The organism is Neorhizobium populisoli (genome assembly GCF_019430945.1).
Lineage (GTDB): Bacteria > Pseudomonadota > Alphaproteobacteria > Rhizobiales > Rhizobiaceae > Neorhizobium > Neorhizobium populisoli.
Map to the genome: position 1 here is coordinate 1 of NZ_JAHYCB010000025.1, position 22,646 is coordinate 22,646.

23 protein-coding genes and 1 pseudogene are annotated in these 22,646 nt (G+C 59.1%); 10 read left to right on the top strand and 14 right to left on the bottom strand.

All coding sequences use genetic code 11. From position 1 onward, the window contains the following. Positions 1-278: 278 nt before the first annotated feature. Complete coding sequence (locus tag KX729_RS32000) at positions 279-557, bottom strand: hypothetical protein (RefSeq protein ID WP_219746490.1); 279 nt, start codon at positions 555-557, stop codon at positions 279-281. A gap of 916 nt (positions 558-1,473) precedes the next feature. On the opposite strand from KX729_RS32000, the gene KX729_RS32005 reads away from it, so the two are divergent. The 3 genes from KX729_RS32005 (at position 1,474) to KX729_RS32015 (ending at position 2,481) form a co-directional block, all read left to right on the top strand. Continuing rightward, a complete protein-coding gene (locus KX729_RS32005) occupies positions 1,474-1,947 on the top strand; it encodes an Hsp20 family protein (protein ID WP_219746491.1) in 474 nt (157 codons plus the stop codon). Between the two features lie 7 nt (positions 1,948-1,954). Then, positions 1,955-2,098 (top strand): hypothetical protein, encoded by a 144-nt coding sequence (locus tag KX729_RS32010; protein WP_219746492.1) that lies wholly within the window; start codon positions 1,955-1,957, stop codon positions 2,096-2,098. A 134-nt stretch (positions 2,099-2,232) separates the two neighbouring features. Then, positions 2,233-2,481: a DUF982 domain-containing protein gene (locus tag KX729_RS32015; RefSeq protein ID WP_312993260.1), complete on the top strand. Its 249-nt coding sequence runs from the start codon at positions 2,233-2,235 to the stop codon at positions 2,479-2,481. A 43-nt stretch (positions 2,482-2,524) separates the two neighbouring features. Here the strand turns inward: KX729_RS32015 and KX729_RS32020 are convergent, their stop codons facing one another. Continuing rightward, positions 2,525-3,133, bottom strand: coding sequence for a CGNR zinc finger domain-containing protein (locus tag KX729_RS32020; RefSeq protein ID WP_219746493.1), 609 nt, complete (start codon positions 3,131-3,133; stop codon positions 2,525-2,527). Positions 3,134-3,207: 74 nt separating this feature from the next. Between KX729_RS32020 and KX729_RS32025 the strand changes: the two genes are divergently transcribed. After that, positions 3,208-4,161, top strand: coding sequence for a DMT family transporter (locus tag KX729_RS32025; protein ID WP_219746494.1), 954 nt, complete (start codon positions 3,208-3,210; stop codon positions 4,159-4,161). A 79-nt stretch (positions 4,162-4,240) separates the two neighbouring features. Here KX729_RS32025 and KX729_RS32030 read toward each other — a convergent pair whose 3' ends face one another. From KX729_RS32030 to KX729_RS32045, 4 genes and pseudogenes are all read right to left on the bottom strand, one after another. Next, entirely contained in the window at positions 4,241-5,311 is a 1,071-nt protein-coding gene (locus KX729_RS32030) for a lipocalin-like domain-containing protein (protein WP_219746495.1), read from the bottom strand. Next, entirely contained in the window at positions 5,301-7,709 is a 2,409-nt protein-coding gene (locus KX729_RS32035) for an ABC transporter permease (protein WP_219746496.1), read from the bottom strand. The genes KX729_RS32030 and KX729_RS32035 overlap by 11 nt, the downstream gene beginning before the upstream one ends. Continuing rightward, positions 7,706-8,362 (bottom strand): ABC transporter ATP-binding protein, encoded by a 657-nt coding sequence (locus KX729_RS32040; protein WP_219746497.1) that lies wholly within the window; start codon positions 8,360-8,362, stop codon positions 7,706-7,708. The genes KX729_RS32035 and KX729_RS32040 overlap by 4 nt, the downstream gene beginning before the upstream one ends. A gap of 229 nt (positions 8,363-8,591) precedes the next feature. After that, positions 8,592-8,703: pseudogene (locus tag KX729_RS32045) on the bottom strand (cold-shock protein); the annotation flags it as partial. Between the two features lie 189 nt (positions 8,704-8,892). Here KX729_RS32045 and KX729_RS32050 point away from each other — a divergent pair. Further along, a complete protein-coding gene (locus tag KX729_RS32050; protein ID WP_219746498.1) occupies positions 8,893-10,488 on the top strand; it encodes an alpha/beta fold hydrolase in 1,596 nt (531 codons plus the stop codon). Between the two features lie 177 nt (positions 10,489-10,665). Beyond that, complete coding sequence (locus KX729_RS32055) at positions 10,666-11,421, top strand: EAL domain-containing protein (protein WP_219746499.1); 756 nt, start codon at positions 10,666-10,668, stop codon at positions 11,419-11,421. A gap of 345 nt (positions 11,422-11,766) precedes the next feature. On the opposite strand, the gene KX729_RS32060 is transcribed toward KX729_RS32055, so the two are convergent. Both KX729_RS32060 and KX729_RS32065 read right to left on the bottom strand, forming a co-directional pair. Beyond that, positions 11,767-11,967 (bottom strand): hypothetical protein, encoded by a 201-nt coding sequence (locus KX729_RS32060; protein ID WP_219746500.1) that lies wholly within the window; start codon positions 11,965-11,967, stop codon positions 11,767-11,769. 387 nt (positions 11,968-12,354) lie between these two features. Beyond that, positions 12,355-12,621 carry a hypothetical protein gene (locus KX729_RS32065; protein WP_219746501.1) on the bottom strand — a complete coding sequence of 89 codons (267 nt, stop codon included), beginning with the start codon at positions 12,619-12,621 and terminating at the stop codon, positions 12,355-12,357. 581 nt (positions 12,622-13,202) lie between these two features. On the opposite strand from KX729_RS32065, the gene KX729_RS32070 reads away from it, so the two are divergent. The 3 genes from KX729_RS32070 to KX729_RS32080 are packed head-to-tail and all read left to right on the top strand — an operon-like array spanning position 13,203 to position 14,423. Then, positions 13,203-13,346 (top strand): twin transmembrane helix small protein, encoded by a 144-nt coding sequence (locus KX729_RS32070; RefSeq protein ID WP_246618025.1) that lies wholly within the window; start codon positions 13,203-13,205, stop codon positions 13,344-13,346. A 43-nt stretch (positions 13,347-13,389) separates the two neighbouring features. Beyond that, positions 13,390-13,899 carry a GNAT family N-acetyltransferase gene (locus tag KX729_RS32075; RefSeq protein WP_219746503.1) on the top strand — a complete coding sequence of 170 codons (510 nt, stop codon included), beginning with the start codon at positions 13,390-13,392 and terminating at the stop codon, positions 13,897-13,899. Positions 13,900-13,913: 14 nt separating this feature from the next. Further along, the gene (locus tag KX729_RS32080) at positions 13,914-14,423 is read left to right on the top strand and encodes a GNAT family N-acetyltransferase (protein ID WP_219746504.1); all 510 of its coding nucleotides are present in this window, start codon (positions 13,914-13,916) and stop codon (positions 14,421-14,423) included. Between the two features lie 25 nt (positions 14,424-14,448). Here KX729_RS32080 and KX729_RS32085 read toward each other — a convergent pair whose 3' ends face one another. Both KX729_RS32085 and KX729_RS32090 read right to left on the bottom strand, forming a co-directional pair. Continuing rightward, a complete protein-coding gene (locus tag KX729_RS32085; protein WP_219746505.1) occupies positions 14,449-14,760 on the bottom strand; it encodes a chaperone modulator CbpM in 312 nt (103 codons plus the stop codon). Between the two features lie 9 nt (positions 14,761-14,769). Beyond that, positions 14,770-15,672 (bottom strand): DnaJ C-terminal domain-containing protein, encoded by a 903-nt coding sequence (locus KX729_RS32090; RefSeq protein WP_219746506.1) that lies wholly within the window; start codon positions 15,670-15,672, stop codon positions 14,770-14,772. 499 nt (positions 15,673-16,171) lie between these two features. On the opposite strand from KX729_RS32090, the gene KX729_RS32095 reads away from it, so the two are divergent. Then, a complete protein-coding gene (locus KX729_RS32095; RefSeq protein WP_219746507.1) occupies positions 16,172-16,753 on the top strand; it encodes a hypothetical protein in 582 nt (193 codons plus the stop codon). A gap of 118 nt (positions 16,754-16,871) precedes the next feature. Here the strand turns inward: KX729_RS32095 and KX729_RS32100 are convergent, their stop codons facing one another. The 4 genes from KX729_RS32100 to KX729_RS32115 form a co-directional block, all read right to left on the bottom strand. Further along, entirely contained in the window at positions 16,872-19,154 is a 2,283-nt protein-coding gene (locus tag KX729_RS32100; protein WP_219746508.1) for an MHYT domain-containing protein, read from the bottom strand. A gap of 166 nt (positions 19,155-19,320) precedes the next feature. Then, the gene (locus tag KX729_RS34740) at positions 19,321-19,827 is read right to left on the bottom strand and encodes a helix-turn-helix domain-containing protein (protein WP_219746509.1); all 507 of its coding nucleotides are present in this window, start codon (positions 19,825-19,827) and stop codon (positions 19,321-19,323) included. Positions 19,828-20,210: 383 nt separating this feature from the next. Next, positions 20,211-20,591: a response regulator gene (locus KX729_RS32110; RefSeq protein WP_219746510.1), complete on the bottom strand. Its 381-nt coding sequence runs from the start codon at positions 20,589-20,591 to the stop codon at positions 20,211-20,213. Between the two features lie 7 nt (positions 20,592-20,598). Then, a complete protein-coding gene (locus KX729_RS32115; protein ID WP_219746511.1) occupies positions 20,599-22,596 on the bottom strand; it encodes a GAF domain-containing protein in 1,998 nt (665 codons plus the stop codon). Positions 22,597-22,646 lie beyond the last annotated feature (50 nt).

The following is a 22,646-nucleotide window of genomic DNA, read 5'->3' on the forward strand; positions in this document are numbered from 1 at the left end:
TCATACGAGGATATCGTCGATCATTGCTGCTACGCTTGGCGAACACTGCAGGACCGACCGTGGAAGATAATGTCGATCGGAAGGCGCAACTGGGCACAAGGGTTCTGATCAATGACGGTTGGTATTATTGTCTCGATTTTAGAACGGTGGAAAAAGCCTAAGTTTCTGCCCAATGCCGCTGAAGGTTATCATCTAGCGCCATGACGTGTCATTAGGCACCGGGTCTACGTGCCCCGTCGGTTCTTTTTACAGCGGCTTGGCGCGGCTCGATAGCGTTACTAGCGATTGGGCTGACCAGTGCCAGGGAGTGCATTTTGATCCGACGGCCGAGCCGGAGTGTCGTACTGGTTGCCGGATGGGCTCGGCGGGTTGCTTGGCGCCGTATTCGGGACTCGCGCCACGAACACACCTATTCCCAATGCAATCACGGCTACGATAGCAGCACCGCACAAAGCAAACGTCGTGCGGCGCGGGTTCTGATTGAACATTCCAAAAGCAATTGCACCACCGAGTGCCGCAGTTCCACCCGCAACAACGATCAGCCATATAACATTCATGTGATTCTCCTTTCCGGTCGAACACATCCCCGCAATAAATGTTCCGTTGCTTCTCGCCACCTCTGTTCGGTGTCGTTCAGCGCTAAATCAACATTGGCCAGCAACGTAGTTAGCCAGCCGCCATGATCTGGTTGCCCTTCCCGACCTGCTGGTCACGTGCCGACGCCGCAGCGGCAGATCGTCGGCGATCTTTCGGACGTCGACAAGCTCTGGTCCAGCTCGGTCAGAAGCGAGACGGAGCGTACTGCCTGATGAAGGGAAGAGCTAAGCGTGGCAGCCCTGCCGACGGCCTTGTGCAGGTTCTTGCGGCCGGCGTCGTGCTGCCGGCTGGCGCCTCTCTGGGAGCTACGCGGCCGAGCTCGTTGCCATCCAAATCACTCAAGACAATGGAAAGTCTTCCCGCCAGCTCCGGCCTCTGCGCCGAAAAAGGGCCAAGCGGCTGAGGCACCGATCGCCAGGCGGCGTTCCGGAAGGTATAACGCCGTGGCGGCATTAGTAGTTAGCTCATGTAGCAACAGAGCAAGCGACGCATGCGGTGCCCTGAAAGGGCGCAGTGCCGGTGATCGTCAAGTGTGGCGCTGTGGATGGTCATGCGCCGCCACGATTGCCTTGAGCAAAGCTTAAATAGTCGTTGCCGAACTGAACGCGGCCGCACCATTTCCGAAGTCGGAAGCGTCACATCTCCAAACCACGAACTGCTAAACACTTTGGACTGAGTGAGCTACGTCAGTCATCTCTTCGAAGGTCGACCGGGTATTGTCAAAATTCGCTCGAATTTTTTTTGCCCGACCCCTTGAACGGAAAAAACTGAAAAACCAAATCGACTGCGTCGGCAGCCTAGACAAGGGGTCGGCGAACCGGAGGCGCAGGTTTGTGATGCGTCTCCTTTCCAACTCGCTTCAAGGAGGTTTTGGTCATGAGAAACGAATTTGACTTCGCACCGCTTTATCGGTCCAGCATTGGCTTCGACCGGGTCTTCAATCTTCTCAACAACGCTCAGCGTCTGCAGGCCGTCGACAACTGGCCGCCCTATAACATCGTCAAGACAGGTGATAACGATTACGCGATCACCATGGCGGTTGCCGGCTATGGCGAAGGTGACCTCGACGTCACACAGGAGCGCAATGTCCTGATTGTCAAGGGCGGCAAGTCGCAGAATGACGAGGGTGAGTATCTACATCGCGGGATCGGCGCCCATTCGTTTGAGCGCCGGTTTGAGCTTGCCGATCATGTCCGGGTCGAAACCGCCGCGCTTGCCCATGGTCTTCTGACCATCACGCTGAAACGCGACATCCCCGAGGCGATGAAGCCGCGCAGGATCCCTATCGGCAGTGCGCTACAGGATACCGCGGCTCCGCTTCAGATCGAAGCCGAGCGGCAGGTTGCGTGAGGGCGCCATGATGCGGCAGCCAAGAAAACATTTCGTCGTCGAAATCAAGCGCCGTCGGAAAATCAAGGCGCCTGGCGTCACCTCGGGCTGGCTTGCGCGCGCTTTGAAGCGCCTGGAAAACAAGCCGAAGCTCGCAACCCGCACCATTTGACTACAGGCTGGAGGCGCCCGAGAGAGCGCCTCCAGCCGCTTGAAAGCAGACAATCGGGACTTGGGAAAGGAGATACAGATGATCCCCGATCGTTTTTCAAAGCCAGTCACGATTTGATTGGACTGGGATTTCCAATGAAGATCAGCACGGTGATGGAGGCATTTCGCTACCTGGCCGACTGTCCGACTAGCGTCAGGGATAGATCCTACACGGTCGCGAGGAACGCCTGCTCCGCCGCCATCGCGGGTGATATCGAAGCGGAAACTGTGCGCGGTCTGTTCGCAGCCTTTGCCGAACGCCATCAGATCCTCGCGCCAGAATTCCATGCCGGGATCGTCGGGCCAGATGCCCGATCCGGCCGGGAGCATGCGCGGCTGAGCTGAGCGTACCATACTTCCTTCTTGCGGCCGCGGCAGATCGGGTTGACTATCGTCCCTTTTCGGACCTGAAGCGTTTGACCCGGCTGTGGCTGCCGCAACTGGCCTCCGAGCACCACATACGCCGCCCCCCCTTGGAGGTATCGAGGAAAAGCCAGCCGCAATTGTCGCCCTTGCATTCCCTGACCGGGCGGCGTCGCTCCCGTGCGATCAGAAGGTCGGCTGCGGCGAGGGCAAACAGGCCGTTCAGGTCGCCGATGCTTTCAACTGATGCCTCCCAGGTAAAACCGTTCTCACCTCGGCAAAGTCGCTGACGCGCGCGCGCACGTTCTGCAGCGTCGAAAAGGACGGCGAGCGGCTGAGCGGGGTATGCCTCGTCGCGATCCTCGCTAAGAAACACCGCATAGATCGCCTCCCGGAGGGTAAGGCTGTCGTCGATATTGCCCTGCGCCCTTTCAGGGTTCAATGAGATGGCCCGGTTCAGCATCACGGCTGTCGGTCCATCGATAACATCTGCCCGCTCCGCTAGGATCACGAGGTCGTCGGCCGACTTCAGAAAGTCCGGACCGTAGCGGCCGATACGGCTGTCGAGCGTATTGGTGAAGTCGAGAGCTGGGTTTCCACCGCGGAGCGGCATATCTGATGTCGAAGTGGCCATGGACAGGAACCTATCGTTCCCTTTGGTGTTCGTAACGGTATAGAGCTATTTTAACCGTTACAGGCACAGCCGATATGTCTTCCACGGCAGACTCCATCAAGTTTCTTGTCCTCTGCCTTGTTTGGGGTCTAACGTGGATCGCGGTCAAGTTCGGCGTGGATACCGTACCCCCGATGCTGTTCGCTGCCACGCGCTTCATCGCCGCCGGGCTGTTTCTGTTATGCTGGGCGAGCAGAAAGAGCGGCAGGCAGAAGTTGCGAAGACGCGACTACGCGCGTCTCACCGTCGTCAGCGTTCTGATGATCTCCTTGTGCTATGGCCCGCTCTTCTGGGGCATGAAGTTTGTCCCGTCGGGAACGGCAGCGGTGCTTGAAATGTCGCTGACGCCGCTAGCGTTGTTGGCTTTCGGTCTTGGGCTGGGCGAGGAGCGCTGGAGCCTGATCGGCGCGGTCTCCATGGTCATAGGCATCGCTGGCTTGATCGTCCTGTTTTCTCCGACCTTAACCGACGGAGAAACACGGGGTTTCATGCGGGCCATGGGGATCGGTGCGGTGGCTTGGGCCGCCATATCGTCCGCCTGGGGCTCGGTCCTCGCACGGCCGCTGATAACCCGTTACGGGAGCGTCATGCTGTCCGGGTCGACAACGCTGATCGGCGGGGCGATCTTGTTGATTGTATCCTTGTGGTTCGAGCCTATCGATACCGCCGACCTTTTCGCGGCGTGGACCTTGGAAGCGATCGCCGGCTGGGCCTTCCTCGTCGTCTTCGGTTCCCTGATCGGCTACAGCATCTACATGCAGCTGTTAAGGGACATCGGCCCCGCGAAAGCAGGTAGCTTTGCGTTCGTTTCGCCCGCAATCGCGGTCAGCGTCGGCGCGATTGTCGCTGGCGAAGCCATCACCCAACAGGGTTTGTTTGGGATGATGCTGATGCTCGTTGCGGCTGCCGGAAGTCTGTTTGCCGACCGTCTGGGGGACCTGTGGCGCCTTCGGCCTGGGCATCGTTTAAGGCGATGCGAGCGGCGATAAGTTACGGACGAACCGTCTACACTTAAAGCTTTAGGGCGATACTAAGTATCCCTTACGACCGTTCCAATCTTGTTGCGCTTCAGTACCCTGTCATCTCCAGGTATCCTACTCCAGTTGCGGATCCAGAAAATGTGATTGGCCCCTCCCAATAGGGGGTCGAAGTTTTCATCCAAGCCTGCTCGTTCAAAGGCTTGGTTGTGATGTCGAGCTGCTGGCCCGGTACGTGAATGCGCCAAACCACAGGTATGTCCCGTCCTTCTACCTTCGCAAATTGAAGCGGCTCTATAGTGATATCGTCACGAGTCAATGGACGGGTCTCGCCGTCCGCAGTAATCCAGTTGGCGGACACGAAGCCGCTCGCGTCATCCCTCAGGCGAAAGGCCATGATCTTGTCACCAGACGGCAGATGCAGCGAAAACCAGTCCCACCCCGTTTGGTCGTCAGCAAGCGGCTGCGACGACCATTCGCGGTCGAGCCACGCCTTCCCGGAAACCTGCACAGCCTTCCCGCTAATCGAAAGGGAGCCTCTGACCTCATAAAATGGCTGCGAGTAGTAATAGCTGGCCTGTCCTTTCGCGGACTTTACGGAGTAGCCTTTATCACCTTGCAACACGAGCGGGGTACGCGCCGATAGCGTGAGCTGATATCGAAATTCTTTCCCACTTGCATTCAGGTCAATTTGACTTAATGGGTCGCCCCTCTCATCGAGGGATTGCTTCATCGACCAGTCGTCGATCCACGCTTCAAATGGCGCGAGTTCGACCCCTGCCTGTCCCGTCCCACCACGCCCAAGCTTCTCGGCCACGTAGTGGCGATCAACGGTCGTGATCGCGGCGTGGCCGATCCAGATTTGCGGATCGGCCCACCCATCAGCATTACCCGGCGCGAACGCCGAACGGAAAAGCGTCCACTGCACACCATACGTCCTGCCGTCTGCACCCTCAAGGTTCGCCGTGATGTACCACCATTCAACCCTATAGTTTGGATGAGCGCCATGATCTCGCGGAAACGCGAGTGTGGAACCTCTTGTCGGAACTGCGAAACCGCCCTCTGCCGTCGAGCCCAAGCCAGCGAACCCCTGAGCGAAAAGATCGCTTGTCATTGCGGTGACGAGGAAGGCTATCGTCAACAGTATCTGTCTAGCGTTCATTTGCGAACACCGTCAGAAGTTGAGCTGGCAGGAGGGTTGCGAGCCGCCATACCGGAATCGCCATGGAAACAAGCGCCGCCAGGAGCGCAATTGCCCCAAGTCGTAACCAGTCGAGCGGAAATATCTGCATCGGCAATCTCCAACCAAAAGCTTCGACATTGATGATGGTGAGAAGGACCCAGGCCAGTCCCAAGCCCAATGGAATGGCCGCCACGAAGGTCGCGGTCCATAGAGCCAAGGTGCGCGCCAGCTCCGCGATGGCGAGGTCTCGCCGCCTCAACCCCATTGCCCACACTGGCGCTAGTTGCGGAAGTCGAACAGCCGAAAGCGTCAACAGGCTGGAGAACATCGCGAACCCAGCCACGGCAAGCGTCAGCACATTCAGCGCCCCTGTCACAAGAAATGTCTGCTCAAACACCGCACGGGACTGCCGTTTAAGCGCGGCTTGATCAACAATGCTGGTAGCAGGAAGCCCAAACTCGTGGACAAGTAAATTTCGGACCGTTTCTTCCCGCATAGGATCGACGCGCAGCCCATAGCGCAGCTTCGAGACCTCGGGAAAGTACCGCTCCAGGGTCTTTATGCCGATGATCACCTGACCCGCTGGATTGCCGTAGTCCGAGTAGACCCCTGCGATCACGACGTTCAGACCGTTCGGCAAGGCGAGTGGTTGGCCGACAAACAGCTTCTTTCCGCGCCACAGCTGCTCGTTGATAAGCGCGCCCCGTCCAGCCGTGACCTCTTCCCAAACATTATCAGTACCGACCAGGACTGGCCACTCATCGCGGTATGTTGCGTCGTCAGCCACGCCGAAAATCTGCAAACTCTGGCCCAGCACCTGACCTTCGACGTTCCAGATGGGCAGGACCGCCTTGACGCGTCCGGGCAACCACTGCCGAAGGCGCGATGCCTCCGTTTCATCTCGCGCCGTAACATAGAGCTCAGCGGCTAGACGTTGGTCCAACCAGCCCAGAAATGTCGTTCGGAAGCTGGATACCATCGTCCCTACCCCGATGTTTGCCGACAGCGCCAGCAACAGCGCCATAAGAGCCATCGATAAGCCTGGCATTTGCAGCCGCGTGTCCGCCCAGAACCACTTCGTCAACGGCTCCGCGGACCGACGTGCGATCAGCCCTAGAACTAACGACAAGACTGACGGCAACAGCAGGGCGCAACCGAGCAGCAAGCAACCAAGGACCGTAAAACCCGTGATCAAGCCACTGCCGACCTCTATGAGAATAGCCGCGAGGCAAAGCAGGGCCGCGCCGACGATCGCTTGGGCACGGAGGGCGAAGACAGACATGCGCGCCCACGCTTGCGCCTGCGCCGCCACCAGGATCGGCATACGCCATATCTGGAGGAAGTTATTTGCGGATGCCATCGCTGTTCCGATCATTGCAATCGCTAGTCCCGAGACCCACCACTCTGGTCGGAGCGTAACAACTCCGGGAACCGCCGCGCCGTATAATCCTCGCAAGCTCGACGCCACACCCGGCATCAACGCCGTCGCCAGGAAATATCCGGCGACGACGCCAATCACCCCAGAAGCTAAAGCGAACAGCGTGAGTTCGAAGATTAGCATTGCCACCAATGACCGCAGCGACACTCCGACGGCCCTCAACGTTCGAAACGTCGCCCGCCGCTGCTCTAAGGAGAGTCCGGTTGCCGCGTAGACGATAAATAGCCCGACGATAAACGAGAGGAAGCCGAAAGCGGTGAGATTTAGATGAAAGCTGTCGGTGAGCCGCGCGACGTCTGGCTGCTCCCCGGCTTCCCTGATCTGCAGCTCGGGATCGATAGCGCTAAGAGCTGCGGCAGAGATTTTCCGACCGGGGGAAACGACCAGACGCGTCACACTACCTTTTCGTTGAAGGAGGCGGTCGGCAACAGAGATATCAGCGAACGCCGCGTTATCGGGCAGGCTATCAGAGACGTTAAGCGCAATATCGACCTTGCCCTGGAGGGCTCGCGCTGTTGTCGGCGAGACAATCAACCGTCCCTTCACGCTTATGAAATCGACCAAGTCCTTGCCGTTGCCGATTGGTGAGACGCCCGTCCCCGGCGGCGCGGTGAGCGGATCAATCCCGATCAACCGGAGCCGGATCGTCCCAACCCGATACTCGCCTTCAATGACCGGCGACACGGCCCAGCCATCCCGCCTCAACCGGGCGTACGTCGCAATTGGTATTACCGCACCGTCTCGCGGTACCAACTGTGTAAGCTCATTCTGCTCAAGAACCGACGCGGCGCGGGCATAGCTCGCCCTCGCCTCGGCATTAATCGCTTGCACACCGGTCCACAGCGCGGTTGCCAGCGCGACACCCAAGATCAGCGTCGCGAACTGTAGTGGCTTTCGTCGCCAATGGGAGATGAGCGCCCAAAACGCGATGCCACTCATGCGACGATCTTGCCGCCGCGCAGAATGACCTTTCGATCAAGGCGATCTGCCAACCGGCTGGAGTGCGTGACCATTAAAAGGGCAAGTCCGGCACTTCTGGTCAGTAAGAGCATCAGGTCCAGCACGTTATCACCTGTCGCCTCGTCGAGGTTGCCCGTCGGTTCGTCGGCGAGCACCAGAGAGGGCTTCGCGGCAAGTGTCCGGCCAATGGCGACGCGTTGCTGTTGTCCACCGGACAACTGTTCCGGATAGCGCGTGAGGAGCAAGGATAAGCCAAGAGCCTCGACAAGCTGCTCTTGCCACAAGGGATCGTGGCGACCTGCGAGACGGGCGTGAAAGGATATATTGGATGCGACGTCCAGCGATGGGATGAGATTGAACTGCTGGAAAATCATGCCGACCTGATAGCGCCGGTAACCCGCCCGCTGTTTATCATCGAGGTTAGTCACATCCTTTCCGTTGAGGTTGATCGTCCCCGCGTCTGGGCGATCCAATCCGCCTGCCAGGTGCAAAAGCGTGCTTTTGCCGCTCCCAGACTCTCCAGTCAGCGCAACGCTTTCGCCCGATCGCAATTGAAAGTCGATGCCTTTCAGAACCTCGACCGGTCCCTCTGCCGAGGCGTAGTGCTTGGTGAGGCCAGAAATTAAAAGCATGGCGGTCCTGTGGTGGCGACGATCGTTAGATAGGGCGAAGTCGACGGCACCTCCAACGCTTGAACGATCTTTTTATGCAGATCGCGGTCCGATGCGACGGCGGCAGTACGGCCGGTAAAGGTCACGGCACGGACTGTCCCATGGCAGGGATTGAAGAACGCTCTGTTGTCGTGAAAGCAAATGCCGCCGCGTCAAGGGTCACCTGGCTGATCAAGATGATCGATCGTTACCCCCGTCCGACGGCGGAGATATGCACAAAAACGTCTGCGCCGCCGTGTTCCGGCGTGATGAAGCCAAAGCCTTTGTCATCCTTGAAAAAATTTGCCTGTACCTGTTGGCATTTTGGCCTCTCAAACCAACCTGATGGACAACAATTACCGCCCTTCGCTCCCGGTCAACGCCGTTCGCAGCGAGTCCGCCGACGAAATTCTATTATCGAAGGTCTTTCGACTGGTCGGCTGCCCACCGCCCGCTATTTCCCTTGATAAATCCTTCGTCCGATGACTGAGGAACAATTCGGGAGGAAATCGATGTCGCGTATGACCTTTGTATTGACGATAACTTTATTGGAGGCCCTAACCGGGTCATCCGGATGGGCTCAGTCGACAGGTAAGCCACTAGTAAATAAGGGCACACCGACACCGGATTGCAGCGCTCGCGTCAATGTCGATCGGAATGGCGAACTGCCAGGTTATACCGCGGACTGGGACGGCAAAAAGGTCTGCCTGCCATTCACACTGACCAACCAGCTCCTGCCACTCGGCATCGCCCCTGCGGATTTCTATATCAAAGATTTCTCGGATGGTCGAATTCGAGAGAAGTGGGCGGCGTGCAAAACCGACCCGGGATGTGCCGAAAAGATAATGACTGCTGCGAAAGCGTTTGCCAAGTTCGAGCCGCGCGACACCGGCACCGTCGATAAAAATGGCGTAATTGATTTCGACGGTCCTGTTGATCTGGCAAATATTCGTCGACCCGCTTACTTCGGCAAACCGCCTTATTCAGAGGCAATATCGAGCGCGGAGCCGCGCACATTCGTCGTGGAGTTCACGGTACCGCGTGACGGTTTCGAGCAGCAACACTTGAAGCTCAGCGGCGACATCAAGCTGCGTGGCTGGTATATGCGTGGCCACGGCGTGCCGGATGGCTCTGGCAAGGAGGTCCGGGCGCTCGTCATTATGAACAATGGCGGCGGCAGTGAGTTCACCGCGATCGACAACTCCGAGACGCCACCATTCACCGTCGATAAAACGAGCGGAGACTATACGCCCGCAAAGAGTGACGCGCGAACGGAGGAACCAGGCATCCGTTATTGGCGCGGCTTCCTCTCCGATCTGAATCAAGCCGGATTCGACGTGTTGATCGCGGACCGTCGCGGGAACGGGATTTCAGGCGGTCGAAATGGCTTCAATACCGCAGAACAAGCCAATGATATGTTCCGGGAACTTGATCAGCTCGAAAAAGGCAAGGGACTGCGTATCCTTGGACCTGACGGCAAGACGGTCGAGGGAGAAGCCGCAGCTACTCTCCTGCGAGACGGCGCATCATTCCGAAACATCCCTATCGTTGTCGGCGGCTATTCGCGCGGTTCTTACGCGACGCAGTGGTTCATGCATAAAAACTTCGTCGAGAACTGCAACTATGACCTCGCGAAGCCGACTTGCGCGAAAGCAGTCGGCCTGTCCAACATCAAGGGCGCAATCCTGTATGGCCCGAATTCCGCTGGGCTTGGGTATCGCCTGGCAGGGCACGATGCGGTCGAAGGCGCATTAAGGGTCGAGTTCAATACCACCTACTACGTCGACTCCATCGTGCCGGCCAACGTCGATAAATGGCCAGCACTTCAGATCATTAAGGGCACCTGGGACTATGTCGAAGGGCTTGAAGGTTCGTTCGACACCTACCAGCGCGCGAACGGTTTGAAGGATATCTCGGTTTTCCTAGGACCCCATATTTTGCAGACCCAGAACCCAGCGAACATGAAGTTCGCAGGCCAACGCATGGTCGCTTTTGCAACCGCGGCTGTGCTCGGACGGAAAGAAGTGCCCGGCTCGGTAAACCCGAAAGACCTCAAGGAGCTCGTGACTTCGGTTCCACATGAGTGGGAACTCTCAAGCAAGCCATAGTCAAGAGCGAAGATGCGAATAGGATGTTACCGTTGCGAATGCAATCGTCGCCGCGAGCCGCCACGAGGCGGCCTTTCTCACCGGCCTCTATCGGTATAGCGCGAAAGTTCGCATCACCAATGGCGTCAATTATTTACGGTTTCCTGATATGCTTGGATATCAATCCGGAGCCTACTCATGTCCAAGTCATGTGTCGAATGCCGTAATGGCAACGCCTTCAATCTTCCCTTCTCCATGGCCTTTCAGCCGATTGTCGATCTCCGCACCAATACCATTTTCGCGCACGAGGCGCTGGTACGTGGCCCGGCCGGCGAAGGTGCCGGCTCGGTTTTGTCGGCGGTGGACGCCTCAAACCGTTATGCGTTCGACCAGCAATGCCGGGTGAAGGCCATCGAGCTTGCAGCAGGGCTTTATTCTCCTGATGACGGTGTTGGCCTGTCGATCAACTTCATGCCGAATGCAGTCTACGAACCCCGTGCCTGCATTCGCTTGACGCTCGCGGCGGCGATGCGCACTCATTTTCCAATCCGAAACATTATTTTCGAGTTTACCGAGAGCGAGCAGCTGGACACCGCGCATCTGTTTAACATCCTGCGGACCTACCGCGACATGGGCTTTCGTACGGCGATCGACGACTTTGGTGCTGGCCACGCCGGTCTAGGTCTGCTGGCGGACTTCCAGCCGGATATCGCGAAGCTCGACATGGCATTAATCCGGGGGATCGATACGGATGATGCGCGCCAAAAAATTGTGAGACATACCGTCGCCATGCTTCACGATCTTGGCGTCACTCCACTTTGCGAGGGCATCGAAACGATCGGTGAGCTGCAGGCCCTGCAGGATCTTGGTGTCGATCTGATGCAGGGGTATTTCCTTGCTCGGCCGGCGTTTGAAAGTCTTGCGGCTCCCAACTTTACCCTGAAGGCTGCCTGAAGCCTGCAAAAAAAGGCCCATCACTCCTCAAGGCGCGCGACATAATACGGGTTGATGATGGTAGAAGCATCCACGCGGTCGAGCAAATATAGCGCTTGGTTCGTCGGCGAAAAGCGACGAGCTCGTAACGTCGTCCTCAGTGAGGTTCCGGCACACCAGGTGCCGGACGATTTCCTCGACCTGCGGCTCGGTCATCTCTCCCGGCAGTTCCCAACGATTTTTCAAGCGAGGCCTCGTACTTCATCAGCGTCCATTTCGACACGCAGCAATCCTGCTTGGAGGGGTTATGGCATAAAAAAAGGCCGCGTATGCCGGCCTTCTTTCGTCATTGAAACTCGTCAGCGCTCAGTGGCTGTTCTTGTGGCTCTGTTTACCGCTGTTCACGTGCTGTTCGTGCGAGCCGCCCTGTGTTCCCTTGCCCGACGTATTCGCTCTGCCGGAGGCCTGCTGTTCGCTCTTCGAAGACGCCTGTTTGGTATCGGCGTTCTTGTGGCTCTGCTGACCTGCTTTGACGTGCTGCTCGTGGGATCCGCCCTGATTGGCCATGGTGTTTCTCCTTGAGTTTTTACGGCGGCCGTGATCGACCGCTCTTCCCCAACAGCCAGCCTATCGAGTCGTTCCCAAAGATTCCCAGGCGTCGACTTCCCAGATCTAGCCCGTGCCGTTATAGAGGCCCGCTTGTCGATTTCTGAGTTGGCGTCCGATTGCATGTGAGGCGGGACCGTATTTGACACGATCGCCGTTTCGGTTTGCGGTGGGAGCGGCGCCGATGTCGTTTCCGCACTTGCGACAGAGGCAATAGTTGACCTTATCGATCCAGTGTATCTGGCCCCGCCGGTTCACCGATAGCATAGCTCAGCGTGAGTAGAGATCGTACATTTTACGAAGTCGTCGAGGCCGCCGAGACTGTCGCTCGCGTTTTTTTCGCCTACTTTACGACCCATCGCTTGCCGGACCAGGCTTGCGGTTGATTCCCGTTCCAGGTGACCCGGTAGGAGCCGGATCGGTTTCATTGCCTCGGAGCAACACGGTCAACGCAATAACGACGAGAATGACGGTGACGATTACGCCTGCGATGCTTTTCGCCCGGCTCTTGTTAGCCTTCGGTCGCCCTTGAAGCTGGTACTCGGTCGCTTTGTCTTTCGCGCTCAAGGGATCAGGTATTTTTGCCATTTGCCATCCATATCTCTTGCCGATCATAAACCTCCGCACCGTCGTCTTGTTCCGCTTGTCGAAGGCTTGGAGGACAAAGATTTCCCGGTGGCCAAAGCCGATGGAACTTAGACGTCGAAGAGATGTTCATGTGGCTTCTGGACATCGAAACGGCGCCGACCGGTCGAACGAAGACAGCGAGATTGGGAGAGACCCGTGGCGAGAGTCAGGAACACGGAGCAGGCTCCGACGGCTTCGACAACGGACGCGAGACAGGGTCGCACCGGAAGACCCGTACTCACTGTCCTGATCTGCGGCCTTATCTTAGCTTTCGTCGCATGGGGCGCCGCCGAATGGTGGGGAGAAGCCACCGATGCCCCGCCAGAGCAGACAGCGAAGCCACCTGCCGGCGACAACAACCCGGCAGCGATGAATAGCTCCACCACTTCCGCAGGCGGTACCGCTCCGACTGACAGCACTCCTCACGCGAGTGGCGGAAGCGGCAACCAGAATCCGGTGAACCGAACCGTCCGGGAACACGGTGACCAAGCCTTGACGGTGTTCGACTGATGTCGCCGTGGAATTTAACCATCCTTATAATCGTTGGCGCCGTCGGATTGATGGTCTTGATGAAGCTGTTCTTCAACCGGAAAGGCGGCCGGGATGAGAGCACGTCCAATCGGCTCATGCAGCTCCGCGTCTTCATTCAAGCCGTCGTCGTCGGCGGAATACTTCTGGTTCTCTGGCTGATGGGCGGCGGAAGACCGAACTAAAACGAACCGTTTCTCCATTATCCAGCTTCCCGAGTTCAGTTTGATGACAATTGCCGACTTGCGTGAATGTCCGTGGTTCGCGCACACGGCCGCGCACCGCCTCTGGAAGGAATGGTGGCGGGACGAGCGCACCTTCGCGCACGTGAGGGCGAAGGTCGAGGCCAGCGTGGCGGGTGGCCCCTTCCCTTTCACGCTGATCGCCCAAGAACAGGGAACATTCATCGGCACCGTCTCAGTGGTCGAGAGCAACATGGAGCCCCGCCGCGATCTGTCTCCCTGGCTTTCTGGTCTGTGGGTCGACGAGTCATACCGGGGACGCGGATGGGGAAGCGCGCTCCTGAAGGCTGCGATCGGAAAAGCGCGTGCAAATGGACGTCCAGATATCTATCTGACCTCGAAGGCAGACCGGCGGCGCTTCTATGGAACACGAGGCTGGCGCAGTATCTGCGAAGTGGCGGGCGATATTGAGGTAATGCGCTACAGTTTTGACCCCAGCGACAATCACCCCCACGACACGGAGTGCGTCGCGTTGCTCGACCCCGACTTCCGATGAACGAGGCAAGATTGATGTCCAAAGATGGCCCTTCCTCTCCGACCCAGATCCGCCCCGCCACCGCGGCCGACGTCCGTGCACTCGGCGGCTTCGGCGCGCGCTTGACCGCGCTCCATCATGAATTCGACCCGCGAAGGTTTATTGCTCCCACACCTGGCACCCCCGCCGCATACGCCGCGTTCCTGCGAAGCCAGATCGGCCGTCCGGAGACCGTCCTCCTTGTCGCACTGACAGAGGATAATCTGTCTGGATACGTGTGGGCAGGAGTTGAGGGCACCGACTACATGTCGCTTCGCGGCCCGGCAGGCGTCGTCTACGATCTGTTCGTGGATCCTGCCAGGAGACGGAACGGGATCGGACGGCTGCTTCTGCGCGCGGGGTTGACCTTGCTAGAGCAGATGGGCGCGGAACGAGTGGTGCTCTCTACGGCGCATCGAAACGAGGCTGCACAGGCGCTGTTCACCTCCCTGGGGTTCAGGCCGACAATGATCGAAATGACACGCGAGAGCGGCACGCCGACGTGACAGGCTGGCACCACCCGTGCTTCGATCACATGCCATCCAGCGCTCGGCGCAGAGACTGTTGGACCTCGAAGTCCTGCAGCCTGACCGCGTCCATGACAAGACGCATCTGCTCCCTTAGTGTGTGCAATTGGTCCACCAGGTCGACCACGATGTCGACGCCCGCATCGTTGACGCCCATGTTCCTCACGAGGTCCAAGATCAGTCGGCCGCGGGCGACGTCGACATCTCCGAAGGCGATCGCTGCGTGGTTTTCAGGGATGATCCACCTCTCCTCGACCCATAGGTCGAGGGTGGTCGTCTCGATTTCCAGAACACGGCAGAATTCGAGTTCGTCCATCAGTTCCTCCTAAGCCCGCCGGGGATTGAAGTTCCGACCGCCTTCCCATCCGCGCATGAACTCCTCCAACTGGGGATCCGGGGAGCTCGGCAGCACGATCTTCAGTGTCACGAACTGGTCGCCGTGCCCGCCGTGGCGGTTGGGAAAGCCTTTGCCGGACAGGCGAAGGATCCTGCCTGTGCTCGTGTTGGCCGGCACTGTGACGGAGACGGCACCGGATAGCGTCGGAACTTCGATCTTACCGCCGAGGACGGCCTCCCTAACCGAGATCGGGACCTCGATCTGCACGTTATCACCATCTCTCACGAACTGCCTGTGCGGCAGGATCTGTATCTCGACCAACGCGTCGCCGTCCGGTCCTCCGTTGAAGCCGGGGCTGCCCTTCCCCCGAAGGCGCAGGACCTGTCCGTCCCGCACGCCTGGCGGGATGCGCAGCTCCAGCGTCGATCCGCCTGGGAGCGTGACGGTCTTCGGCCCCCCGTTCGCGGCGTCTAGAAGCGATATCTCGAGCTTGAACTGCAGGTCGTCCCCGCGCACCGTCTGCTGCCGCCGGCCGCGTGCCCCGGAGAAGAAACTGGAGAACAGATCGTCGCCGTCGCCGAAGTCCGCGAAGCCTCCGGAATTCCGGTACCGGCCGCTGGCATCTCTGCCCTGCGCGTACTCTCGGTAGTACTTGCGCGGAGCCTGCTCGACCCCGTTCTCGTCGATCTCGCCTCGATCGAACTTCGCTCGCTTATCTTCGTCCTCCAGGATTGCATACGCGGCGGAGACGGACTTGAACTTCTGTTCCGCCGAACTGTCACCCGGATTGAGATCGGGGTGGTACTTTTTGGCGAGCTTGCGGTAGACGGATTGGATTTCCTTCTGTGAAGCGTCCTTTTTGACGCCCAAGGTTTCGTACGGGCTGGCCATGGTCATCTCGCGTGGCTGGTATCTCCATCAGATAGTGCACGTGAATAGCGCTGCAAGACGATGAAGCGCCTCCGCAGGACGTTAGGAGGCACCGACTGTGCCGTTAGTTCGCTAGGCCGGGCATCGGAACCGGATGTCCATCGGGTCCACCACGGACGGACTTCTGGTGGAAACGCTCCAGCGGCTGCTGAAGGATCGGGTGGTGCGACATAGGCCGCATAGTCCATTTGCCAGAAACTGCCCCGGATGGCTTCCATGGCGAGCTCGAGCTGTGCGGCCCGTTCTACAAGATCGGCTTCCGGTTGCTTCTGCCGCGTGATCTCCTCGATTTGAGAGATAAACCTCGCCACCCCACCATCTGCATCTCTCATCGCCGCAACATGAATGCGGACCTGGACGACTCGTCAGGGTGGACGTACCGCTTCTCGACCGCACAGCCGTCACGTTTTCCCGCCAGCACCTCATCGAACAACGCTAAATCGGCCCCGATGTCTTCGGGATGGTTGAAGTCCGCGAACGCGACGCCGACGAGTTCCGGAAGGGATCTTCCTGTCATGCAAGCGAACACGGCGTTTCCGCGGATGATCCTGCTTCGAGGTCAACCATTGCGACCGCTCGGAGCATTCTGGAAAGCGAAATCGAACAGCGCCAGTCGCGCCTCGGGAGTGTCCGCACCGGGATATCGAGTGTCGTCCATGAGGTCTCCTATCTGATCCTTGAATGTTCCTGCGACGGTGTTGTTTCAATGAAGATGTATCGACTAACCGACGGTGTAATTTATATTCTTACAGCAGCACTTGAAGAGGCCCCTGCCGACTCGATTACATTTGGCATGGCTGACGTTTCTGCGCCCAAGTTGCCCATAACACACCCCGACAGACATCTAAGCTGCCAGGAGGCTATCGATACCGCGTTCCACGCGCTGGCCTCGCAGACGGAGGATGCCGGATGGAGGAAGGAAGAGGTGGCGGCGGCTCTCGTCGATCTCGCTGACTGTCACATGCTGTCCAAGGCCGCTGTCATGGATTCTGAAAGCCTCATCTTCGACGCGGCCCTCAGGGATGCCATCAGGAAGCTATAAATGTCGAAGGCTCGGCGTTGCCATCGAGTTCCCGTTCCTCCTCGATTGCAGATAATGACAAGGTGCGTGAGATCACTCGTCGCTACCTACAGTCATCACTCGGATCGATCGGTGTTGTCTAGGGTCGGCTGACGGGAAAATCGATGATCTCCGCCGAGGGGTTCGTGAGTGCGATCGAGATCACGCCGACCAGTTCTGCCGCCGTAAACGGTTTTTGAAGCCGCAGATACTGCTTAATCTCGTCAGGAACCTCGGCGTACCCCGTTGCCACGATGATCGGCAGATGGGGGACCTTGACCCGGACGGCTGCCGCAAGCTGCGCTCCCGACATCCCTGGCATTGCGTAGTCGGTGACGACACAGGAGATGTCCTTATGCCGACGGATAAGTTCGAGGGCCTCCACCGCCGAGGTCGCCGCGCGGACAACCGCCCCCGCCTCCTGCAGGATCGCTTCGGTGTTGATCAGGATGAGCGGCTCGTCGTCGACAACCAGTATCACTTTGTCCTTCAATGCGTCGGGCTCGGGAATTGTTCTCGCGACCTCCGGTAGGACAGGGGGAGCGGACGGTTCAGCGAGCGGCAGCCAGATGTCTACCCGTGTGCCCTCGCCCCTCCGGCTCGTGATATCGAGCGTGCCGCCAGATTGTTCGGCGAAACCGCTCACCATTGCGAGGCCCAACCCCGTACCGCGACCGACGCCTTTCGTGGTGAAGAACGGCTCCTGTGCCCTGGTAAGGGTCGCCTCGTCCATTCCTTCACCCGTGTCGATGACGCTTAGGCAGCAGAAACGCCCTTCTGGAAGTTTGGCGGGACGCGGTTTGTCCCCCTCCGAAACGATCCTGATGACACCCTCCTCCATGGCGTCACGGGCGTTGACCGCTAGATTGAGCAAGGCCATTTCGAGCTGGTGCGGGTCTGCCTGTATCCGCGGTAGCCCGGAAGGCAGCTCGACCAGAAGCGACACGCGCGGCCCGAGCGACCGTTCCAGCATATCCTGCATTCCCGCCACCAGAGCATGCAGGTCCACCGCCTGCGGGTTAAGGCTCTGTCGCCGCGCAAACGAAAGCATCCGCTGGGTCAGAGCGCTTCCGCGCCGCGCCCCCTCCAGGGCGTTGTCGATCAGCCGCACCGCCCGCTCGTCTGGCTGAACGCGTTTGTGGACCATTTCGAGGCTTCCGAGAATGACCGCCAGAATGTTGTTGAAGTCATGCGCGATACCGCCCGTTAGCTGCCCCACGGCTTCCATCTTCTGGGCCTGCCGCAACGCCTCTTCCGCCTTCCGCCGCGCGGTGACGTCGACAAGTCCGCCGACAGCGCGCACGAAACGGCCCTCTTCGTCCCGCTCGACCTGCGATGTCGAGAGGACGTCGATGAATTCGCCGTCGCGGGTAACGAGTCTGTATTCCCGGTCCCGCAGTTCCCCAAGCTCCGGGAGTTTCTTCCAATCCGCTATTCTCCGCCGGGCAGACTCCTCGGTCATAAAGTTGATAAGCGGCCTTCCGATGACCGATTCCCTGTCGTAATGCAGGAGCGACAGCCATGCGTCGCTCACGTCCTCGATCCTGCCTTCGGTGTCCAGCGAGTGGAGGGGCAGCGGCGTGCGGCGGTACAGTGACCGGAACTGCTCCTCGCTTCGCCGTAAAGCCAGCGATTCCTTGCTGGCGAGTGCGGCGAAGCGCCTGTCGAACATGGCCGCGACGATGGCGGCGAGGAGGATCAGGAAGGTGATCGCCGCAATCGACATCGCAAGCGTTCCCTGATCGACGCTCGCCATTCCGTCGCCGCCATCCATGCTTTCGTGCATCCCAAACGAGGCGGCCCGCATCCCCGCAAAATGCATTCCCGAAATCGCCAGACCCATGGCCAGTGCAGAAAGTCCCTTCTGCAGGAAACTGCCACCGCGAAACGCAAGCCAGAGCGCGGCGATCGCCGCCCCCATCGCAATGAACACGGAAACCGCCACCCACGTCGCTTGGTAAGACAATGTCGCGTGCATGCGCATCGCCGCCATGCCGATATAGTGCATGGCGAGAACGCCCGCCCCCATGACCAGACCGCTGAGGACAAGCGCGATCGGCCCGGCAGTCGGTCGCGAGACCACCGCAAAGCCACCGCCGGTTACCAGGACGGCTATCAACAGAGAGGATACGGTGAGGTAGGGATCATACGAGACCGCAATGTCCGGAACGACGTAGGCGAGCATCGCCACGAAGTGCATCGACCAGATCCCGCCGCCCATACATATCGCAGCGGTGGCCAGCCAGGCATATGCGCCAAGCCGCGTTGAAGCGAGGCCAATCCGGGCAGCGATATCGAGAGCAGTGTAGGAGGCGGCGACGGCGATCAACACCGCCAGGGCCACCAGGATTCCGTCGTGGGTTCCAGCTATCGTGTTTATCATCCTGCCACCCGGTTCACCTTTCCGCTACTGTCGAACAGGACCTTCTGCTATGTCAATGCGCCCGGAAGCCCTTGGGATCGGGCTTAATCCCGCAACACCCTCGACACTCGCTGCGTTGAACTTGAAAGAACAGGTGGCGTTCCTCTCCACCCGCGGCAATTGGACTTCAGTCTGGCGAGCTCCGGTCGGGGCGCAGCGGAAAGAGTATTGGGAACACCTCTTCCGGTTTGCCATGAGCATCACGCGCGAAGCAGAGGAGGGCGGGTCGGTCCCTGATAACGACGCAGGCGCCTTCGCTCCGGATCAAGCCATTGCCTTCGAGAACATGTAGCGCGGTTGTCACGCTCGGTCTGCGAACTGCAAGCACCAAACCGAGGAAGTCGTGCGTAATGTAAAGCTCGTCCCCGCGCAGCCGATCATGACACATGAGTAGCCAGCGACCCGGCCGGGCACCGGGTGATGAACCGCGTTCGAGAGCACCGTATAGGACACCTGGGCTTGTGCGCCGACCGACTGTGCAATGCCAAAACCGCGGGCAGTTCGGCGTCAGGGACCACAGACCTTCTACCGCCATTCGGTACCCATGCCCGCGGCCTTGCATGACGATTTCGTGGTAGGTAATGGAAGACCCCGCGGCGGGAGGGGTCGGGCCGGAACCCTTGGAGCCGAACATTCCCGCTTCCGCCCTGTGTCCTGCGGGACACCGAAACGACGAAGGTGAGACCGTCCTCGAGCAAATAAATACAGTCAATCGCGCGTCCCGGGGCCCCGATCATGAAACCTTTCGGCATCTCGACCCGCTCGGTACACGCCATCGTCAAGGCAAGTTCGCTTGAGGTATGCGACATAAGAGCTCGTTGCGAAACGGAGAAAACGAAGGCCTTTAGTCCATTCCTCTTGCTTTGGGGCAAAAGGAGTTAGCTCGCAGCTGTCCGCGCCCTTGGCGTCTGCGAACGATGACATGACACTAGAAGGGTGGGCTGGCTTTGCCCCTCCGTATGCTACCGTACATTTAAAACCGGGGTCGGATATAGCGCTGTCGGAACCAGCCCAAAGTTAGACGGCCGCCATCTTCCGTAGCTGGGCCGTGAGCTTTTCGTGCTGGTATGGCTTGCTGAAAAACACACTGTGCGGGGGAAGGTCTATATCAGCCAGCCGGAAATAGCCGGAGGTCACAATGATCTGGATCGGAGGCCACCGATCTTGGACGGACGCCGCGAGCTTCAGTCCGTCCATACTGCCCGGCATGTCGACATCGGTGAACACAATGCGGATGTCGCTGCGGGTTTCGAGAATGCGGATCGCTTCGTCGGCACCCCACGCCTGGACGACGTCAAATCCTGCGTCCTCCACGAGGTCTGCTGCCATCATACGCTGGAGCGGCTCATCCTCGACGACGAGGACGACCGGCATGCGGGGTGGAGCTGATTGTCCCATATTGATCTCAGTTCGCCTGTTGTAGTTGCTGCAGGGACGCCGACATCTTCGCCGAAAACCCAGGCGGCTCATAACTGACTGTAACGGCTCCTGTTCCAATCAAGCCCATCTGGATCAGTTTTGTCCCGAAACCGCGGCTTGTTGGAAGCTTTGGTGGGGGGCCTCCCGTTTCCGACCAGGAGAAACGTAACATCGGCTCTGTCCCCGACCCGTCGACTACCCATTTGGCGCTGACAATACCTTCCGGTACGGAGAATGCTCCGTATTTTAGGGCGTTGGTCCCGAGCTCATGGAGAAGAAGCCCCAGAGACAGCGCTCCGCGCGAGCCGAGCATGACCGGAGGCCCCTCAGCCAGAAGCCTCCCCTCCATCCCGAGCGTTTCGCCGAGGCTGGCGACGATAGCTCCGAACGGCGCGCCCACCTGCTCGTTGAGCAGGATATCATGCGCCTTGCTGAGGGCGAAGAGACGTTGCTGGAACGCGGTCACATGCTGGCGCTCGGTCACCGGCCGTAGCGTCTGGGTGGCGATCGCCTGTACCATCGCAAAGGAATTCTTCAGGCGATGGCCAATTTCCCTGTTCATCAGGGCCTGCTCGGCCTCTGCGTTGCGCCGTGCTATGGCACTTTGAACACGGTCGCCGAAGTTCCGCACAAAGTTCAGTTCGTCGTCTGTCCATTTTCGCGGCTCGTCGAAGTGAACAAAAGCCATCAGATTGAAACGGCCATGGTCAAGGATCGGCACGAGAACGATTGCTTTCGCGCCGAGGCCGATGAGCCGCTCGGCACGGTCCGCCAGTCGGAGATCGGCTCCGACGTCAGATATCGCCACCGTCTTGCCCGCGTTCACATCGCCGATGATCGCACCGTAATCGCGGAAGAAGTGCCTTCCAGCGACGCTGGGGTAGCCCGGCGCGTGCCAATCGGGATGGATGACGATGGACTCGGAGGCGTAGTCGACGATGCCGAAGCCCGCGCGGACGGCGTCGAGGGCCTTTCCCATAAGATCGGAAGCGGCAACGGTCATGTCCTCTATGGCGTCGAGTTCGCGGAGACGGTCGCCGAGGTCTAGAAGTGCCTGGACGCGAAGAACTGAGCGCTTCTGGAAGGTAACGTCCTGAGCCGTCCCGCGCATCGTGACGGGTCTGCCGCGTTCGTCCCGGTCAAATGTCGCCTGGCGGCTTACCCACCTGATACCACGGAGGGGTGTCTTGATCCTGTATTCCACGTCCGTCAGAGCGGACCCATCGGCGCGCGTCGCATCGGTGGATTGGATGCCTTGGTCGATCGCCATGGCTTCGAATGTGGAAGTGGGATAGGTGCTGGCGACCGGTACGTCGAAGATACGACAGAATTCCGGGGATGTGGAAACAGTCCCCGTAGCAATGTCTATCTCGAACGTTCCGATGCGACCCGCCTCCTGGGCAGCCATATTGCGGTGGGCATCAGCCCTGATGTTGGCGGCGACGCCCTTCTGTCGCTTGAAAAGCTCATCCTTGCGATGGGAAAGGCGTCGGGCTTCCAGGTGCACGATCACCTGTCGGGCGAGGGCGGTTAGAATTCTTCGTTGCGACGCGTCGAGGCCTTCTGGACGCGGTACGGTGTCGATGACGCAAAGGGTGCCAATCGCGATGCCTTCAGGGGAGACGAGCGGCGCGCCGGCGTAGAAGCGGATATGTGGATCATCGGTGACGAGGGTGTTGTTCCGGGTCCGGACGTCGAGCGCCAGATCGGGAATGATGAGGAGATCGGGGCTGGACAGCGAGTGGGCGCAAACCGACTGATCGAGGGGGGTCTCGCACGCCTCGAAGCCTATTCTGGCTTTGAACCACTGCCGGTCGTCCTCAACGAGGCTGACGAGGGAAACCGGAGTGCGGCACGCCTCGGACGCGATAAGGACGATATCGTCGAATTCCGGTTCCGCCGGCGTATTCAGTACGTTGTACGCTTCCAGCAACTCGAGGCGACGATCAAGGACTTGGTTGTCGGTAAAAGGTTCTTGCGTCACGTATCTCTCAGGTAAAGCGTTTATAGCGGCCCGATCTATCCGTTTATTAT

What these genes read in the sequence shown, in the direction of transcription:
- KX729_RS32000 (WP_219746490.1), bottom strand. Translation starts at nt 557, where the DNA reads ATGAATGTTATATGGCTGATCGTTGTTGCGGGTGGAACTGCGGCACTC.
- KX729_RS32005 (WP_219746491.1), top strand. Translation starts at nt 1,474, where the DNA reads ATGAGAAACGAATTTGACTTCGCACCGCTTTATCGGTCCAGCATTGGC.
- KX729_RS32010 (WP_219746492.1), top strand. Translation starts at nt 1,955, where the DNA reads ATGATGCGGCAGCCAAGAAAACATTTCGTCGTCGAAATCAAGCGCCGT.
- KX729_RS32015 (WP_312993260.1), top strand. Translation starts at nt 2,233, where the DNA reads ATGAAGATCAGCACGGTGATGGAGGCATTTCGCTACCTGGCCGACTGT.
- KX729_RS32020 (WP_219746493.1), bottom strand. Translation starts at nt 3,133, where the DNA reads ATGGCCACTTCGACATCAGATATGCCGCTCCGCGGTGGAAACCCAGCT.
- KX729_RS32025 (WP_219746494.1), top strand. Translation starts at nt 3,208, where the DNA reads ATGTCTTCCACGGCAGACTCCATCAAGTTTCTTGTCCTCTGCCTTGTT.
- KX729_RS32030 (WP_219746495.1), bottom strand. Translation starts at nt 5,311, where the DNA reads ATGAACGCTAGACAGATACTGTTGACGATAGCCTTCCTCGTCACCGCA.
- KX729_RS32035 (WP_219746496.1), bottom strand. Translation starts at nt 7,709, where the DNA reads ATGAGTGGCATCGCGTTTTGGGCGCTCATCTCCCATTGGCGACGAAAG.
- KX729_RS32040 (WP_219746497.1), bottom strand. Translation starts at nt 8,362, where the DNA reads ATGCTTTTAATTTCTGGCCTCACCAAGCACTACGCCTCGGCAGAGGGA.
- KX729_RS32050 (WP_219746498.1), top strand. Translation starts at nt 8,893, where the DNA reads ATGTCGCGTATGACCTTTGTATTGACGATAACTTTATTGGAGGCCCTA.
- KX729_RS32055 (WP_219746499.1), top strand. Translation starts at nt 10,666, where the DNA reads ATGTCCAAGTCATGTGTCGAATGCCGTAATGGCAACGCCTTCAATCTT.
- KX729_RS32060 (WP_219746500.1), bottom strand. Translation starts at nt 11,967, where the DNA reads ATGGCCAATCAGGGCGGATCCCACGAGCAGCACGTCAAAGCAGGTCAG.
- KX729_RS32065 (WP_219746501.1), bottom strand. Translation starts at nt 12,621, where the DNA reads ATGATCGGCAAGAGATATGGATGGCAAATGGCAAAAATACCTGATCCC.
- KX729_RS32070 (WP_246618025.1), top strand. Translation starts at nt 13,203, where the DNA reads ATGAAGCTGTTCTTCAACCGGAAAGGCGGCCGGGATGAGAGCACGTCC.
- KX729_RS32075 (WP_219746503.1), top strand. Translation starts at nt 13,390, where the DNA reads ATGACAATTGCCGACTTGCGTGAATGTCCGTGGTTCGCGCACACGGCC.
- KX729_RS32080 (WP_219746504.1), top strand. Translation starts at nt 13,914, where the DNA reads ATGTCCAAAGATGGCCCTTCCTCTCCGACCCAGATCCGCCCCGCCACC.
- KX729_RS32085 (WP_219746505.1), bottom strand. Translation starts at nt 14,760, where the DNA reads ATGGACGAACTCGAATTCTGCCGTGTTCTGGAAATCGAGACGACCACC.
- KX729_RS32090 (WP_219746506.1), bottom strand. Translation starts at nt 15,672, where the DNA reads ATGGCCAGCCCGTACGAAACCTTGGGCGTCAAAAAGGACGCTTCACAG.
- KX729_RS32095 (WP_219746507.1), top strand. Translation starts at nt 16,172, where the DNA reads ATGGTTGAAGTCCGCGAACGCGACGCCGACGAGTTCCGGAAGGGATCT.
- KX729_RS32100 (WP_219746508.1), bottom strand. Translation starts at nt 19,154, where the DNA reads ATGATAAACACGATAGCTGGAACCCACGACGGAATCCTGGTGGCCCTG.
- KX729_RS34740 (WP_219746509.1), bottom strand. Translation starts at nt 19,827, where the DNA reads ATGTTCGGCTCCAAGGGTTCCGGCCCGACCCCTCCCGCCGCGGGGTCT.
- KX729_RS32110 (WP_219746510.1), bottom strand. Translation starts at nt 20,591, where the DNA reads ATGGGACAATCAGCTCCACCCCGCATGCCGGTCGTCCTCGTCGTCGAG.